Origin of the sequence: Pseudomonas sp. TNT2022 ID642 (assembly GCF_028656995.1) — a bacterium.
In the GTDB taxonomy this organism is placed as follows: Bacteria; Pseudomonadota; Gammaproteobacteria; order Pseudomonadales; family Pseudomonadaceae; genus Aquipseudomonas.
In genome coordinates this window covers 64,768-78,636 of sequence record NZ_JAMDGW010000036.1, presented here as the reverse complement: position 1 = coordinate 78,636, position 13,869 = coordinate 64,768, and the positions used below count along the sequence as shown (strand labels likewise).

Annotated in this window: 17 protein-coding genes; 10 read left to right on the top strand and 7 right to left on the bottom strand. The window is 58.9% G+C overall.

Features of this window, described 5'->3' with window-relative positions; all coding sequences use genetic code 11:
• The first annotated feature begins 158 nt into the window (after positions 1 to 158).
• Positions 159 to 1,061 (top strand): TIGR01777 family oxidoreductase, encoded by a 903-nt coding sequence (locus M5G26_RS27085; protein WP_134177956.1) that lies wholly within the window; start codon positions 159 to 161, stop codon positions 1,059 to 1,061.
• Positions 1,062 to 1,074: 13 nt separating this feature from the next.
• Positions 1,075 to 2,100: a ferrochelatase gene (hemH, locus tag M5G26_RS27080; RefSeq protein ID WP_273916967.1), complete on the top strand. Its 1,026-nt coding sequence runs from the start codon at positions 1,075 to 1,077 to the stop codon at positions 2,098 to 2,100.
• Positions 2,101 to 2,250: 150 nt separating this feature from the next.
• On the opposite strand, the gene M5G26_RS27075 is transcribed toward hemH, so the two are convergent.
• Together M5G26_RS27075 and upp are read right to left on the bottom strand one after the other, a co-directional pair.
• Entirely contained in the window at positions 2,251 to 3,525 is a 1,275-nt protein-coding gene (locus tag M5G26_RS27075) for a uracil-xanthine permease family protein (RefSeq protein WP_007912843.1), read from the bottom strand.
• 2 nt (positions 3,526 to 3,527) lie between these two features.
• Positions 3,528 to 4,166: a uracil phosphoribosyltransferase gene (upp, locus tag M5G26_RS27070; protein WP_007912842.1), complete on the bottom strand. Its 639-nt coding sequence runs from the start codon at positions 4,164 to 4,166 to the stop codon at positions 3,528 to 3,530.
• Between the two features lie 175 nt (positions 4,167 to 4,341).
• Between upp and M5G26_RS27065 the strand changes: the two genes are divergently transcribed.
• The 3 genes from M5G26_RS27065 to M5G26_RS27055 all read left to right on the top strand — a co-directional run bounded on the left by M5G26_RS27065 (position 4,342) and on the right by M5G26_RS27055 (position 5,864).
• Positions 4,342 to 4,899, top strand: a complete 558-nt coding sequence (locus tag M5G26_RS27065) for a hypoxanthine-guanine phosphoribosyltransferase (protein WP_016987197.1) — start codon at positions 4,342 to 4,344, stop codon at positions 4,897 to 4,899.
• A gap of 134 nt (positions 4,900 to 5,033) precedes the next feature.
• On the top strand, positions 5,034 to 5,513 hold the full coding sequence (locus M5G26_RS27060) for a hypothetical protein (RefSeq protein ID WP_273916966.1): 480 nt from the start codon (positions 5,034 to 5,036) through the stop codon (positions 5,511 to 5,513).
• Positions 5,514 to 5,576: 63 nt separating this feature from the next.
• Positions 5,577 to 5,864, top strand: a complete 288-nt coding sequence (locus M5G26_RS27055; RefSeq protein ID WP_034156015.1) for a PA4642 family protein — start codon at positions 5,577 to 5,579, stop codon at positions 5,862 to 5,864.
• A 149-nt stretch (positions 5,865 to 6,013) separates the two neighbouring features.
• Here the strand turns inward: M5G26_RS27055 and mqo are convergent, their stop codons facing one another.
• Positions 6,014 to 7,522 carry a malate dehydrogenase (quinone) gene (gene mqo, locus M5G26_RS27050; protein WP_150693147.1) on the bottom strand — a complete coding sequence of 503 codons (1,509 nt, stop codon included), beginning with the start codon at positions 7,520 to 7,522 and terminating at the stop codon, positions 6,014 to 6,016.
• A gap of 709 nt (positions 7,523 to 8,231) precedes the next feature.
• Entirely contained in the window at positions 8,232 to 8,465 is a 234-nt protein-coding gene (locus M5G26_RS27045) for a hypothetical protein (RefSeq protein ID WP_007912834.1), read from the bottom strand.
• Positions 8,466 to 8,669: 204 nt separating this feature from the next.
• Here M5G26_RS27045 and M5G26_RS27040 point away from each other — a divergent pair, with 204 nt between their 5' ends.
• On the top strand, positions 8,670 to 9,254 hold the full coding sequence (locus M5G26_RS27040; protein ID WP_008086137.1) for a YajG family lipoprotein: 585 nt from the start codon (positions 8,670 to 8,672) through the stop codon (positions 9,252 to 9,254).
• Between the two features lie 385 nt (positions 9,255 to 9,639).
• Here the strand turns inward: M5G26_RS27040 and M5G26_RS27035 are convergent, their stop codons facing one another.
• The gene (locus M5G26_RS27035; protein WP_008083982.1) at positions 9,640 to 9,846 is read right to left on the bottom strand and encodes a hypothetical protein; all 207 of its coding nucleotides are present in this window, start codon (positions 9,844 to 9,846) and stop codon (positions 9,640 to 9,642) included.
• A 193-nt stretch (positions 9,847 to 10,039) separates the two neighbouring features.
• Between M5G26_RS27035 and M5G26_RS27030 the strand changes: the two genes are divergently transcribed.
• Positions 10,040 to 10,318: a hypothetical protein gene (locus M5G26_RS27030; RefSeq protein WP_093441332.1), complete on the top strand. Its 279-nt coding sequence runs from the start codon at positions 10,040 to 10,042 to the stop codon at positions 10,316 to 10,318.
• A gap of 88 nt (positions 10,319 to 10,406) precedes the next feature.
• On the opposite strand, the gene M5G26_RS27025 is transcribed toward M5G26_RS27030, so the two are convergent.
• Positions 10,407 to 11,570, bottom strand: a complete 1,164-nt coding sequence (locus M5G26_RS27025) for a 1-acyl-sn-glycerol-3-phosphate acyltransferase (protein ID WP_200887272.1) — start codon at positions 11,568 to 11,570, stop codon at positions 10,407 to 10,409.
• A 142-nt stretch (positions 11,571 to 11,712) separates the two neighbouring features.
• Here M5G26_RS27025 and M5G26_RS27020 point away from each other — a divergent pair, with 142 nt between their 5' ends.
• The 3 genes from M5G26_RS27020 to M5G26_RS27010 are packed head-to-tail and all read left to right on the top strand — an operon-like array spanning position 11,713 to position 12,825.
• Positions 11,713 to 11,895 (top strand): CPXCG motif-containing cysteine-rich protein, encoded by a 183-nt coding sequence (locus M5G26_RS27020; protein ID WP_095050626.1) that lies wholly within the window; start codon positions 11,713 to 11,715, stop codon positions 11,893 to 11,895.
• A gap of 9 nt (positions 11,896 to 11,904) precedes the next feature.
• On the top strand, positions 11,905 to 12,165 hold the full coding sequence (locus tag M5G26_RS27015) for a putative signal transducing protein (protein WP_007912819.1): 261 nt from the start codon (positions 11,905 to 11,907) through the stop codon (positions 12,163 to 12,165).
• Positions 12,166 to 12,201: 36 nt separating this feature from the next.
• Positions 12,202 to 12,825, top strand: coding sequence for an SOS response-associated peptidase (locus tag M5G26_RS27010; RefSeq protein ID WP_150693150.1), 624 nt, complete (start codon positions 12,202 to 12,204; stop codon positions 12,823 to 12,825).
• 208 nt (positions 12,826 to 13,033) lie between these two features.
• Here the strand turns inward: M5G26_RS27010 and M5G26_RS29690 are convergent, their stop codons facing one another.
• Complete coding sequence (locus M5G26_RS29690; protein WP_443218398.1) at positions 13,034 to 13,777, bottom strand: methyl-accepting chemotaxis protein; 744 nt, start codon at positions 13,775 to 13,777, stop codon at positions 13,034 to 13,036.
• Between the last annotated feature and the right edge of the window lie 92 nt (positions 13,778 to 13,869).

Genomic DNA, 13,869 nt, shown 5'->3' with positions numbered 1-13,869 from the left:
ATGAAACCTGTACAATTTTGTTTTTTGGTATAACTTCTAGCGTTCTCGTTCTGACAGCTTGGCCTATGGTTAAACAATAGAGCCTGCCCGATAGAAAAGATCCCTGCTTATAAAAATAGACTAGTGATCCGGGTTAAACGCCACGCGAGGAAGATGTCATGCACATATTGCTGACCGGCGGTACTGGTTTGATCGGACGTCAGCTCTGCCGACACTGGTCGCAGCAGGGCCATCGCCTGACGGTCTGGAGCCGAAAACCGGAGAAGGTCGCGAAGATCTGCGGTGCGCAGGTGCGTGGCATCGCGCGTCTGGAAGATCTCGGCGAGGAGTCTGTGGACGCGATCATCAATCTGGCCGGCGCGCCGATTGCCGATCGGCCGTGGACCCATCGCCGCAAAGCGTTGCTCTGGAGCAGTCGAATCACGCTGACGGAAACCCTGTTGGCGTGGCTCGAAACCCGCGCGCAGAAACCGGCATTGTTGATTTCAGGTTCGGCGATCGGCTGGTACGGCGATGGCGGTGAGCGCGAGCTGACGGAAGATTCGCCGCCGGTGATCGACGATTTTGCCAGCCAGTTGTGCATCGCCTGGGAAGAAACCGCGCAACGTGCCGAAGCGCAGGGAATCCGTGTGGTGCTGCTGCGAACGGGTCTGGTGCTGTCGGCCGAGGGCGGCTTTTTGTCGCGGTTGTTGTTGCCGTTCAAACTCGCGCTGGGCGGGCCTTTGGGCAATGGTCGGCAGTGGATGCCGTGGATTCATATCAACGATCAAATCGCCCTGATTGATTTTCTTCTGCACCGCGATCAGGCCAGCGGTCCTTATAATGCGTGCGCGCCGAAACCTGTGCGCAATCGCGAATTTGCCAAGACGCTGGGCAGCGTTTTACACCGCCCGGCGTTCATGCCGATGCCGACGCTGGCGCTGAAAGTCGGTCTCGGCGAGATGTCATTGTTGTTGCTCGGCGGCCAGAAGGCTATGCCGGCACGCTTGCTGGAAGCGGGTTTCACTTTCCAGTTCACGGATTTACGTGCGGCCCTGGACGATCTCTCCAGCCGCCTCTGAAATAGGACGTTGCATGACCGATCACGCCTTGCTTCTGGTCAACCTGGGTTCCCCGGCCTCCACCTCGGTGGCCGATGTGCGCAGCTACCTCAATCAATTCCTGATGGACCCCTATGTGATCGACCTGCCGTGGCCGGTGCGGCGTCTGCTGGTGTCGCTGATCCTGATCAAACGCCCGGAGCAATCGGCCCACGCCTATGCCTCGATCTGGTGGGAGGAAGGTTCACCGCTGGTGGTGCTCAGCCGGCGCCTGCAAGAGCAGATGAAGGCGCAGTGGAAGCATGGCCCGGTCGACTTGGCGATGCGTTACGGTGAGCCTTCAATCGAAACGTGTCTGACAAGACTGGTAGCAGCGGGGCACAAGCGCATCACGCTGGCGCCGCTTTATCCACAGTTCGCCGACAGCACGACCACCACGGTGATCGAAGAGGCCAGGCGTGTGATCCGCGCGAAGAAGCTCGATGTGCAGTTGTCGATCCTGCAGCCGTTCTACGATCAACCGGAATACCTCGACGCTTTGGTCGACGGCGCCAAGCCGCATTTGCTGCAGGATTACGATCACTTGCTGCTGAGCTTCCACGGTTTGCCCGAGCGGCATCTGACCAAACTCGATCCGACCGGCAATCATTGCTTCAAGAATGAAGACTGCTGCAAGAACGCCTCGCCTGCGGTATTGGCGACCTGTTATCGCGCGCAATGCCTGCGAACTGCGGCTTTGTTCGCCGAGCGCATGGGCCTGCCGGATGGCAAATGGTCGGTGTCGTTTCAGTCGCGTCTGGGTCGGGCCAAGTGGATCGAACCGTACACTGAAGCGCGGCTGGATGAACTGGCGAAAAGCGGCGTGAAGAAGATTCTGGTGATGTGCCCGGCGTTTGTTGCCGACTGCATCGAGACGCTGGAAGAGATTGGTGATCGCGGTAAGGAACAGTTCCGCGAAGCGGGGGGCGAGGAGTTGGTGCTGGTGCCATGCCTGAATGATGACCCGCAATGGGCGAAGGCCTTGGCGACCCTCTGCGAAAGAGCACCGCTGGCGCTCTAAAAGCCAAAAGCTTCGCGAGCAGGCTCGCTCCCACATGATCGTTCCCACGCTCCGCGTGGGAATGCAGCCCGTGACGCTCCGCGTCACTGGACGCAGAGCGTCCCTAGAGGCATTCCCACGCAGAGCGTGGGAACGATCAGATCTAAGGGGTTAGATCAGCGGCTCATCCGCCTTCTTGTTCTTCCAGCCATCATTGCCCGGCAGAATCAGGTTCAGCGCAATCGCCACCACCGCGCACAGCGCAATGCCTTTGAGACCGAAGTCGTCCGGGCCGGTGCCGGTGCCGACCAGCACACCGCCAATCCCGAACACCAGCGTCACCGAGACAATCACCAGATTGCGCGCCTCGCCCAGATCGATCTTGTGACGGATCAGGGTGTTCATCCCCACCGCCGCGATCGAACCGAACAGCAGGCACAGAATCCCGCCCATCACTGGCACCGGAATGCTCTGCAGCAGCGCGCCGAACTTGCCGATGAACGCCAGGCTGATGGCAAAGATCGCCGCCCAGGTCATGATTTTCGGGTTGTAGTTCTTGGTCAGCATCACTGCGCCCGTCACTTCGGCGTAGGTGGTGTTTGGCGGGCCGCCGAACAGACCGGCAGCGGTGGTGGCAATGCCGTCGCCGAGCAAGGTGCGATGCAGGCCGGGCTTCTTCAGATAGTCGCGACCGGTCACGCTACCGACGGCAATCACGCCACCGATGTGTTCAATGGCTGGAGCCAATGCCACCGGGACGATGAACAGGATCGCCTGCCAGTTGAACTCCGGCGCGGTGAAGTGCGGGATCGCAAACCATGGCGCAGCGGCAATCTTCGCGGTATCAACGACACCGAAATAGAACGCCATAGCAAAACCGACCAGCACGCCGGAAATGATCGGCACCAGACGGAAGATGCCTTTGCCGAACACCGCCACGATCAACGTGGTCAGCAATGCCGGCATCGAGATCATCATCGCGGTCTGGTAATGGATCAGTTCAGAACCGTCGCCAGCCTTGCCCATCGCCATGTTCGCGGCAATCGGCGCCATGGCCAGACCGATGGAAATGATCACCGGACCAATCACCACCGGCGGCAGCAAACGGTCAATAAAGCCCGTGCCTTTGATCTTCACGGCAAGACCGAGGAAGGTGTAGACGAAACCGGCCGCCATCACACCGCCCATGGTCGCGGCGAGGCCGAACTGGCCCTTGGCGAGAATGATCGGGGTGATGAAAGCGAAGCTCGACGCCAGAAACACCGGCACCTGACGCCCGGTGACGATCTGGAACAGGATCGTCCCAAGACCTGCGGTAAACAGTGCCACGTTCGGGTCCAGGCCCGTGATCAGCGGCATCAGCACCAGAGCGCCGAAAGCCACGAACAGCATCTGGGCGCCGGACAGCACCGTGCGCCAGAGCGGATCGTTGAACTCTTGCTGCATGGTTACGCGTCCTTCTGCTTGGTGCCGAAGATCTTGTCACCGGCGTCGCCAAGCCCTGGGATGATGTAACCGTGCTCGTTCAAGCGCTCATCAATGGACGCGGTGTAGATGGTCACGTCCGGGTGAGCCTTTTCTACGGCGGCAATACCTTCCGGCGCGGCAACCAGCACCATCGCGCGGATGTCCTTGCAGCCGGCTTTCTTCAGCAGGTCAATGGTCGCAACCATCGAGCTGCCGGTGGCGAGCATCGGGTCGATGATCATCGCCAACCGTTCGTCGATTTCCGGAACCAGTTTTTCCAGATAGGTATGCGCTTGCAGGGTTTCTTCGTTGCGGGCGACGCCCACAGCGGAAACCTTGGCACCCGGGATCAGGCTCAGCACGCCTTCGAGCATGCCGATGCCGGCGCGCAGGATCGGCACGACGGTGATCTTCTTGCCGGCGATCTTCTCGACCGACACGGTGCCGCACCAGCCTGCAATATCGTAGGACTCCAGCGGCAAATCTTTGGTAGCTTCATAGGTCAACAGGGCGCCGACTTCCTGAGCGAGCTCACGGAAGTTCTTGGTGCTGATATCGGCGCGGCGCATCAGGCCGAGTTTATGACGGATCAGCGGATGGCGGATCTCGAGGATGGGCATGGAAAAACTCCGGCGGCGGGCAAAAAAACCGGCCTAGATTAATCTATCCGAGGGTGATGTCCTATAGGACATTCTGTACGTTAGTCCATAAAGGCTTGATTCGGCCTCGCGAGATGCGTACCTTTGCCCGCTTTTCGCAGCCATACCCCCCCACATTCCCCCCCTGGAGAGCGCCATGTCCGCTGATCTCGAGCATATCCGTCAAATCATGCGAGAGGCTGACTGCCTGTACACCGAATCTGAAGTCGAGGCCGCCATTGCCCGCGTCGGTGCACAAATCAACGAGCAACTGGCCGACAGCAACCCGGTAGTGTTCTGCGTGATGAACGGCGGGCTGATTTTCTCCGGCAAGCTGCTGACGCACCTGCAATTCCCGCTGGAAGCGTCCTACCTGCACGCGACCCGTTATCGCAACGAAACCAGCGGCGGCGACTTGTTCTGGAAGGCCAAGCCGGAAGTCTCGTTCATCGACCGCGACGTGCTGATCATCGACGACATTCTCGACGAAGGTCACACCCTCGGCGCGATCATCGACTTCTGCAAACACGCTGGCGCGCGCAAAGTGCACACCGCCGTGCTGATCGACAAGGATCACGACCGCAAAGCACGTCCTGACCTGAAAGCCGATTTCGTCGGCCTGCCGTGCATCGACCGTTATATCTTCGGTTACGGCATGGACTACAAAGGCTACTGGCGCAACGCCAACGGGATCTTTGCCGTTAAAGGCATGTAAGCAAGATCAAAAGATCGCAGCCTTCGGCAGCTCCTACATGGGATTGATGTAAACCCGTAGGAGCTGCGGAACGCTGCGATCTTTTGCTTTTAATCCCATGCTAGAGTGCTCGGCCCCGCCCTCCGGAGCCCGTCATGAGCCTCTCGATCCGCAGCCTCGCCGCGCTTTTCCTGATCTTCAGCCTGCCTCTTTCCGCCGCGCCGATGCACAGCCAGTTTCTGCCGCCGGACGATCTGACAGTCCGCGATGCCGAGCCCGAGCAGCAGCAACTCATGCAAGTCACCGATTATTCCGTGGTCGTGGGCGCGCAGCGTCAATCCAATCAACAACCGATTCCGGTTACCTCGCCGCTGATGATCCGCCTTAAAGGCAAATCCCTGAACAAGGGCGCGACGATCACTCAGGTGCTGGTCAATTTCGACGGCGAAAGCAAAAGCCTGAAAAAGCCGATCTACGACGACAAGAGCAAAACCCTGACGCTGTTTTATCCACAGGCCCAATACCGCGTGGTGATCGACTTGCTGCGCAACGACACTGTGTATGTGCAGTTCCTCAGTTACGCCAACGGCCATATCTGGGCCGATTTGCACACCGGGGCGGTGCGATCGCGTTGAGCCGGGCGGCCGGGCAGGGGTAAACTGCCCGCCCCGTGTAATGTCTGCGAGCTGGAGTCGGCAATGCGTAAAGATAAGAAACAAGTGATTGGTGACGAGATCGGCGATGAGCAGATCAAGCTGTTCCTCGATTTTGAGCCGGTCGACGCCACTTCGCCGTCGCTGCACAAACTGATCAAGGCCTACCGTGGCCTGCGTATCGATGACTTCGAACGCTTTCTGGGCTTCTTCGTCGCGGCCGGTTATGACGTTGATGGCAAGGACGAGCAGGGCAAGACCTTCGTTGACCTGATCGCCGATCAGCGCAACGCCCCGGACTACATCGAGCTGATCGAAAAGTCCCGCGGTTAAGGTCAAAAGACAAGATCAAAAGATCGCAGCCTTCGGCAGCTCCTACATGGGATTTATGTTGGCCCTGTAGGAGCTGCCGAAGGCTGCGATCTTTTGATTCTGGCGTCCATAAAAAACGCCCCGATTGGGGCGTTTTTTATGCGGCGTGATCAAGCGTAGCTTGGGGTCTCGCTGCTTTCTTCAACCAGTTCCAGCGCGATGTTGTTCTGCGTGTTGATCTTGCGATACAGCGCAGCATCGGTTTCCAGGACCTTTTCACGGGCCGGGAAGATTTCCGCCAGTTTGCCCGCCCACTCACCCTTGGCCTTGGCCGGGAAGCACTTCTCGATCAGCTCGAGCATGATCGAAACGGTCACCGATGCACCTGGCGAGGCGCCGAGCAGGGCGGCGAGGGAACCGTCCTTGGCCGCAACCAGTTCGGTACCGAACTGCAGGATGCCGCCCTTTTTCGGGTCTTTCTTGATGATCTGCACCCGTTGGCCGGCCACTTCCAGGCGCCAGTCTTCGGCTTTCGCCTCCGGGTAGAAACGGCGCAGGGAATCCAGACGCTGTTCCATCGATTGCATCACTTCGCTGACCAGGTACTTGGTCAGGTCCATGTTGTTTTTCGCCACGGCCAGCATCGGCCCGATGTTGCCGGCGCGAACCGACAGCGGCAAGTCCATGAAGGAGCCGTGCTTGAGGAACTTGGTGGTGAAACCGGCGTATGGCCCGAACAGCAGGGATTTCTTGCCGTCGACCACGCGGGTGTCCAGGTGCGGCACCGACATCGGTGGCGAACCCACAGCGGCCTGGCTGTAAACCTTGGCCTGGTGATGCTTGACCACTTCCGGGTTGTCGCAACGCAGCCACTGGCCACTGATCGGGAAGCCGCCGAAGCCTTTGCTTTCTTCGATGCCGGAAGCCTGCAGCAACGGCAACGCTGCACCACCCGCGCCGAGGAAGACGAACTTGGCGTCGACTTCACGGCTGCTGCCGCTGTTGACGTCCTTGATGCTGACGGTCCAGCCGGCGCCGTTACGCTTGAGGCCAGTGACGCGCTTGCAGTATTTGACTTGAGTGTCGGGAGCGCTGGTCAGGTGCTTGAGCAACTGATTGGTCAGGGCGCCGAAGTTGACGTCGGTGCCGTTCATCACGCGAGTGGCAGCGAGCACTTCGTCCGGCGAGCGGCCCGGCATCATCAGCGGCATCCACTCGGCCATTTTGCCCTTGTCTTCGGTGTATTCCATGTCAGCGAAGGCGTGGTGCTTGCTCAATACGTCAAAGCGTTCCTTGAGGAAGGAAACGCCACTGTCACCCTGCACGAAGCTGAGGTGCGGCACCGGGCTGATAAAGGATTTGCACGAGCCGAAGGTGCCTTTCCTGGTCAGGTACGACCAGAACTGTTTCGACACCTCGAACTGGGTGTTGATGTGCACGGCTTTCTTGATGTCGACGGTGCCATCAGCGGCTTGCGGCGTGTAGTTCAGCTCGCACAGACCGGCGTGGCCGGTACCGGCGTTGTTCCAAGGGTTGGAACTCTCTGCAGCACCGGAGTCCATCAGCTCGACGACTTCCAGCTTGATCGCGGGGTCGAGCTCTTTGAGCAGTACTGCCAGGGTGGCACTCATGATGCCCGCCCCAACCAGAACTACGTCGACTGCTTCGTTATGCGCCATTTAACGCGTCTCCAAAATCTGCAGCACCAAATTGTCGGCATGGCTGCCAGGCGTTCCGGGACAGATCAATTGTGCCCCAGCTATCCGTGGTCAGGTCGCCATGTCCGAATCTTCGCAATTTTTCGCAACTTCGACGGATGTATGCGGCTTGGCTTTCAAGAGCTCCATGAACTCATTTCAGCGCGCGGCTGGCAATTCGACTTATGGTCGAGACATCCGTTTTTGTGCAACCAAATCCGTAGCGGACAGGCTTCAGGCTCCGATATTCGAGGTATACCCGGTCCTGTGTCGTTGGGCTGTTTCAGACGCTAATGGTGCATGTTCAGACGCAAAACTTTTCATTTGCTCGCCACACTCTTGTGAAGTTGTGAAAACCCGTTTTTTTCACGCTCTTTTGAAGACGTGAACCTCAAAAAAGGGCTGTCCAGGCCTGGCACCCTGCCCGTAAGGGCAAAACAACGCGGTGGCCGAGCGTCATGACAGCTCTGCAGATTCGCGAAAAGCGGGGTTTTTGCCGGAAGAACAGGCAAGCGCGCCAACTTCACTCGATCTGTGTGGGCGGCTCTCTGTGGGCGATTTTGATGTCAAATGCATGCGCATTGACGCTGTTGCGGGGCCCGATCAGGAGACGTCCTTATAATCGGGGGGAGATTGTATCGAAGAAATGCGGGCAGTTGCTCGTGTTTAATGACTTTTATTAGGCATCCGGTCAGATGCTCAACATCGCTTGCACCCGTGCGCGGGGCTGCGACGCTATGACGCGGGCGCTGGCGGGCAGTGGCTGGTGCAACCAGTTGAGGCGGATTTCTTCGATTTCCACCCAGCCGTCGCCCATTGGCTGCAGGCTGCACTGCTTGAATGCCTGGCAATGGCCGTTGCGGTCGAGCAGGGCGAAGCTGCGATGCAGCGGGCGAGGGGCGAACAACGAGATCAGATAACGCATGATTGAGTACCTTGTGGGGGACTGATTTCAAGGTTGCCAAGGCGCCGTGACGTCAACGTGTATGGCGGGTGAATAAACTGTGACAGGAACCGCTTTCCCAAGGGTTGGTCAGACATTTCAGTATTCGCTGCAGGGCGCTGGTTACCCGCAGTGGCCCACCGCTATACTGCCGGCCTGTTTGTGCCTGATTCTGGAGAGAAGAGCATGTTGCAACGCCTGTTGTTCGGTTTGATCACTGTGGCCGGTTTGACTCTGGCCGGCTGCGCCCACAGCCCGCAACAACTGAACCCGGAGCCAAAGCTGACCACCCAGCTGCCAGCGGTCGGCCGTGGTCAGCCAGTCGTCGTGCGTGTGGTTGACGGTCGTCCGTCGCCAACCCTCGGTACCCGTGGCGGCCTGTACCCGGAAACCAGCGCCATCACCGTGCAGCGCGAGCAGATCCTGCCGAAGTTGCAGGCTCAGGCTGAAGCCGCCGTGCGTCTGCTCGGCTTCACCCCGACCAACAACGCGCCGAATGCTCCGCAGTTGACTGTGACCCTGGCCGAGCTGAAGTATCAGTCGCCGAAAGAAGGCATGTACGTGACCGAAGCGACCATCGGCGCGACCTTCCGCTCCGACGTGCAAAACGCTAACCGTCGTTACAGCGGCCGTTATGGGGCGTCGCTGGACCAGCGTTTCGGCATGGCGCCGAACCAGGAAACCAACACCAAACTGGTCAGCGACGTGTTGAGTGATGCGTTGACGCGTCTGTTCAAGGATCCGACTGTGGGTCAGGTTCTGGCTGAGTAGGTTTTCAGCGGATGTGAAAAAGCCCGGGATCAGTGATGGTTCCGGGCTTTTTTGTGGGTGTCAGTGTTGGAATTTGTGTTGGATGAACGACCGATCCCCCTCACCCCAGCCCTCTCCCCCAAGGGGCGAGGGGGAAAGGGAGCCGATCGGGGGCTTTTCAGAACCGGAGTTCAACTCGAGTTTTTCAGGTCGATGTATCTCGAAAAAACAACTCGGTCAGTCCTCTCTCCCTCAGGGGGGGGCGAGGGGGAAAGGGAGCCGATCGGGGGCTTTTCAGAACCGGAGTTCAACTCGAGTTTTTCAGGTCGATGTATCTCGAATAAACACCTCGGTCAGTCCCCTCTCCTTCTGGGAGAGGGCTAGGGTGAGGGTGCTTTTGCTATTTTCAGGCCGCCTGAGAATAGAAGTCGAGCACGCTGACGCCCGTCAGCAAATCCGTCTCCGGCAAATCCGCATGCTGATGCCCGCCCAGTGCGCAATACACCAGCCAATGGCGGTCCTGCACATTGAAAGCGAGACTACCGACGAGGCTCTGTTGTTCGTCGTAAGGTGTGATGAGGTACAGACGATCCTGGTTTTCAGCGTGAAGCATGTCGCGTTCCATGTGTGTTTCGAGGCGCGCAGGGTGGCCTATCCACATGACGATGCCGTGACACAGGACAGCCATCGGTCGATTGTCAGGTAATTTGTCGCAAAGCCTGGGGCAGGGCGCTAGGGTTTCGGTAGAATCCGCGCCGCAGTCGTCGATCTGGCGTCTGCCATACCGGTTCAGATAGAGGTCTGTGATGTCGCTGCACTTGATGACACTGTTTACCGCCCATCCCGCCAAGTTGATCAACCTGCTGGCGCTGTTGTTGGCGTTTCCGGGCAGTTGGCTGCTGCACGCCACTCGCCGCCGTGAACAGCGCGCGATGGCCAGCATTGCCGCCCAGCGTCAGGCGCAGCCGAATGCCGAGCCGATCCTGGATTGGGCGACCTTGCGCATGAACCGGTTTTTCTATCGTTTTGGTTTTGCTTGCCTCGGGCTGGCCCTGATCGTCTCCTGGATCAGCACGCGCTATTAAAAGCAAAAGATCGCAGCCTTCGGCAGCTCCTACACGAATCCCCTGTAGGAGCTGCCGAAGGCTGCGATCTTTTGATCTTGCCGTTGTTTTACAGCGGCAACCCAGCCTTGACCCGATACTGATTACGCACCGGCGTCGCATATTGCAGCACCAGATACGGACGATGCTCCTCAGGGCAAGCGTCCAGCCGGCTCTGCCATTCTTCCTGCGCCTTGGCCAGTTCATCCGCCGGGAACACCTCGGCAGCCTTCGGCACATTCAACTGCGGATCGGCATCGGCCCACTGCGCATACGCCAGGTAATGCACCGGGAATAACCGGTAGCCGCCGAGAATCTGCTTGTCCATTTCGACCGCCAATTGCTTGGTGTCTTCAAACAGCTCGGTGATCGGCGCGGCGAAGTTCACGTGCACCCGGCCTTTGTAGCCGGTGATGCCCTTGGCGATGCTTACGTCATCCTCGCCCGGCGCTTTCGCGTAGGTGCCGGTGGTGGCGCGGATGTACAGCTCGCGGGCCTTGGCCTGGTCGCACGGGTCGTATTCGTAGCTGATCGACACCGGGGTGACGTTCAGCGAGCGAATGACTTCGCCGAACGGCTCGTCCTTGCGGCTCATGTGGAACATCTTGAGGATCGCCGACTCGGTACGGTCATCGCCATCCTTCGCCCGACCTTCAGCCTGAGCGATCCAGATCGACGCGCAATCGTTGCGGATCGAGTGGTTGATGTACGCCGATAGCAACTGATAAGCAGCCATTTTCTCGCGACGGCCGGTGATCGAACGGTGGACGATAAAGCTCTTGTTCAAACGCATCAGATCGCTGACAAACGGCTTTTGCAGCAGGTTGTCGCCAATCGCGATGCGCGGCGTCGGCAGGCCGGCGTGGTACACGGCGTAGTTGACGAAGGCCGGGTCCATCACGATGTCGCGGTGGTTGGCGATGAACAGATAAGCGCTGCCGGACTTGAATTGCTCGACACCGGTGTAGGTCACGCCGTCGGTGGCGCGCTCGATGGTGTGGTCGACGTAGGACTCGACCTTGTCCTGCAACGTCGCCACCGAGGTCACGTCGGCGAACTCACGACGCAGCCGATGGGCTATAAGTGGTTTGAGCATCCAGCCGAAGGCACCGGCAAAACGCGGGAAGCGGAAGTGGGTGAGGATATCTAGAAACGCCTTGTCGCCGAGCAGTCTTGCCAGTACCACAGGTACTTCGCTGTCGTCGTAAGGTCGGATGGCATCGAATTCGCCCATCATGCTCTCTTGTTGGAAACGGCTAGGGTAAGTAAAGGTTTTGATCGAAAACCCGCGGGGCACGGTCTGAAAAAGTAGCCAGACAAAAATAGCCCTGCAAATAGACCGGCGATTATACGCACAAGTCACTTGGGAGACCGCGATGCTGGAAACCGCTGAATACGAATGTCCTTATTGTGGGGAGCTTGTTGAGACGTCGGTGGACTTGTCCGCCGGCGATCAGACCTACATCGAGGACTGTCAGGTGTGTTGTCGGCCAATAACGTTCGTATTGCAGGTCCATGGAGAGGACTGGTTTCTGGAAGTTTTCAGCGAGAACGAATAAGGGGCGCCCATGCAGCGAATCTACGAGCCGGAAAATCTGATGGAAGGTGAAATGCTCAAGGGCATGCTCGCCAGCGAAGGCATCGAGGCGCATTTGATTGGCCGTGATTTGCTCGGCGGCACTGGTGAGCTGCCGATCTTCGGTCTGTTGGGCTTATCTGTGGATAACGATCAGGCCGAATACGCCCGTGAGCTGATCACCGCGTACAATGCCGCGCTGCCGCTGCCCGGCGATGAACCGGAGAGCTTTCCCGGGACGCTGGTCTGTTAGGCTGAGCTTCGTTTTACTTCAGAGTCGTGTTGCCCCATGTGTGGACGTTATGCCCTGTTTCGCTGGAACCGCGATTTCGCGGCCTTGCCAGGTTTTCCCGCCGATCAGCAGGCGCAGTGGAACATTTCCCCCAATGATTCGGTGTTGATGCTGCGAGCCGGTGAAGACGGTCAGCGCACCTTGGCCCGCGCCCGTTGGGGGCTGACGCCGCCGTGGCTGACCGATCTGTCGAAAACCCCGGCGCATGCCCGGGCGGAAACCGTGGCTGAGCAGCCGATGTTTCGTGAGGCGCTGCGCCAGCGTCGTTGCCTGCTACCGGCGAATGGTTTTTACGAATGGCGCGGGACCCAGCGCAAGCGCCCGTTCTGGCTGACGCCGGGGGAGGGCTCTTCGCTTTTTTTCGCGGCGATCTGGGAGGCGTATCCGGTGCAGGAGCAGGTGTGGCTGAGCACTGCGGTGATTACGCAACCGGCGTCGAGTCAGCGCCGGCCGTTGATTCTCGATGAGGCAGGGCAGGCGGCGTGGCTCGATCCCGAAACGCCATTGCATGTGTTGCAAGGATTGCTGGCCAGTGAGCCGGCGGCGTTGCGCGAGCGGGTGTTGGCGAATCTGATCAATGATCCGAAGCTCAATGGGCCGGAGTGTTTGACCCCGGGTTAAGGCATTTAGATCAAAAGCCCCTCACCCTAGCCCTCTCCCGGGGGGAGAGGGGACTAACCGAGTTGTCTACCGTCATGCATCGACCTGAAAAATCGTGGCGATTATGGATTCGGTGAAAAGCGTTCAAGTCGGTGTACTTCGTCAATATCCCCCCAATCAGTCCCCTCTCCCTCTGGGAGAGGGTTAGGGTGAGGGTGCTTTTCGCTTTTCAGACCTTGAACTGATTGATCAACCGCCGCTGCTGCTCTGCCAGCTTGGTCAAATCCGCACTCGCCGAACTCGACTCATCCGCACCACCCGCGACTTCATTGGCCACTTGCCCGATGTTGATCACATTGCGGTTGATGTCATCGGCCACAGCACTCTGCTCCTCCGCCGCACTGGCGATCTGCGTGTTCATGTCGTTGATCACCGACACCGCGTGAGTAATCGTCTCCAGCGCTTGAGCCGCTTTCGCCGCGTGTTGCACGCTTTCGTCGGTGCGGTTCTGGCTGTCTTCCATGACTCGCACGACATCGCGCGTGCCCTGCTGCAGTTGCTGGATCATGCTCTGGATTTCTTCGGTGGCCTTTTGAGTCTTTTGCGCCAGATTGCGCACCTCGTCTGCCACCACCGCAAAACCACGACCCTGTTCACCGGCACGCGCCGCTTCAATCGCCGCGTTCAGGGCCAGTAAATTGGTCTGCTCGGCAATCCCGCGAATCGCCGTGAGAATCGCGTTGATGTTTTCGCTGTCCTTGGCCAGCGTCTGCACCACGTCTACCGCCTTACCGATTTCCGCCGCCAGCACACCAATCGAGTTCGAGGTGTCACGGACAATCTGCATGCCCTGGCTGGCCGCTTGATCAGCATGACTGGCCGCTTGTGCCGCCTGCGTCGCGTTACGTGCGACGTCCTGCGCGGTGGCGGTCATTTCCTGCACTGCCGTGGCGACCTGATCAATCTCGGCCATTTGTTTCTGAATGCCGATGTTGGTGCGAATGGCGATGTCGGCGGTGTGCTCCGAGGAATCGCTGACGCTCTGCACCGACGTCACTACCTGCG

Excerpts from the sequence above, each read along its gene's own strand:
- M5G26_RS27085 (WP_134177956.1), top strand. The coding sequence starts at position 159 with ATGCACATATTGCTGACCGGCGGTACTGGTTTGATCGGACGTCAGCTC.
- hemH (WP_273916967.1), top strand. The coding sequence starts at position 1,075 with ATGACCGATCACGCCTTGCTTCTGGTCAACCTGGGTTCCCCGGCCTCC.
- M5G26_RS27075 (WP_007912843.1), bottom strand. The coding sequence starts at position 3,525 with ATGCAGCAAGAGTTCAACGATCCGCTCTGGCGCACGGTGCTGTCCGGC.
- upp (WP_007912842.1), bottom strand. The coding sequence starts at position 4,166 with ATGCCCATCCTCGAGATCCGCCATCCGCTGATCCGTCATAAACTCGGC.
- M5G26_RS27065 (WP_016987197.1), top strand. The coding sequence starts at position 4,342 with ATGTCCGCTGATCTCGAGCATATCCGTCAAATCATGCGAGAGGCTGAC.
- M5G26_RS27060 (WP_273916966.1), top strand. The coding sequence starts at position 5,034 with ATGAGCCTCTCGATCCGCAGCCTCGCCGCGCTTTTCCTGATCTTCAGC.
- M5G26_RS27055 (WP_034156015.1), top strand. The coding sequence starts at position 5,577 with ATGCGTAAAGATAAGAAACAAGTGATTGGTGACGAGATCGGCGATGAG.
- mqo (WP_150693147.1), bottom strand. The coding sequence starts at position 7,522 with ATGGCGCATAACGAAGCAGTCGACGTAGTTCTGGTTGGGGCGGGCATC.
- M5G26_RS27045 (WP_007912834.1), bottom strand. The coding sequence starts at position 8,465 with ATGCGTTATCTGATCTCGTTGTTCGCCCCTCGCCCGCTGCATCGCAGC.
- M5G26_RS27040 (WP_008086137.1), top strand. The coding sequence starts at position 8,670 with ATGTTGCAACGCCTGTTGTTCGGTTTGATCACTGTGGCCGGTTTGACT.
- M5G26_RS27035 (WP_008083982.1), bottom strand. The coding sequence starts at position 9,846 with ATGCTTCACGCTGAAAACCAGGATCGTCTGTACCTCATCACACCTTAC.
- M5G26_RS27030 (WP_093441332.1), top strand. The coding sequence starts at position 10,040 with ATGTCGCTGCACTTGATGACACTGTTTACCGCCCATCCCGCCAAGTTG.
- M5G26_RS27025 (WP_200887272.1), bottom strand. The coding sequence starts at position 11,570 with ATGGGCGAATTCGATGCCATCCGACCTTACGACGACAGCGAAGTACCT.
- M5G26_RS27020 (WP_095050626.1), top strand. The coding sequence starts at position 11,713 with ATGCTGGAAACCGCTGAATACGAATGTCCTTATTGTGGGGAGCTTGTT.
- M5G26_RS27015 (WP_007912819.1), top strand. The coding sequence starts at position 11,905 with ATGCAGCGAATCTACGAGCCGGAAAATCTGATGGAAGGTGAAATGCTC.
- M5G26_RS27010 (WP_150693150.1), top strand. The coding sequence starts at position 12,202 with ATGTGTGGACGTTATGCCCTGTTTCGCTGGAACCGCGATTTCGCGGCC.
- M5G26_RS29690 (WP_443218398.1), bottom strand. The coding sequence starts at position 13,777 with ATGGCCGAGATTGATCAGGTCGCCACGGCAGTGCAGGAAATGACCGCC.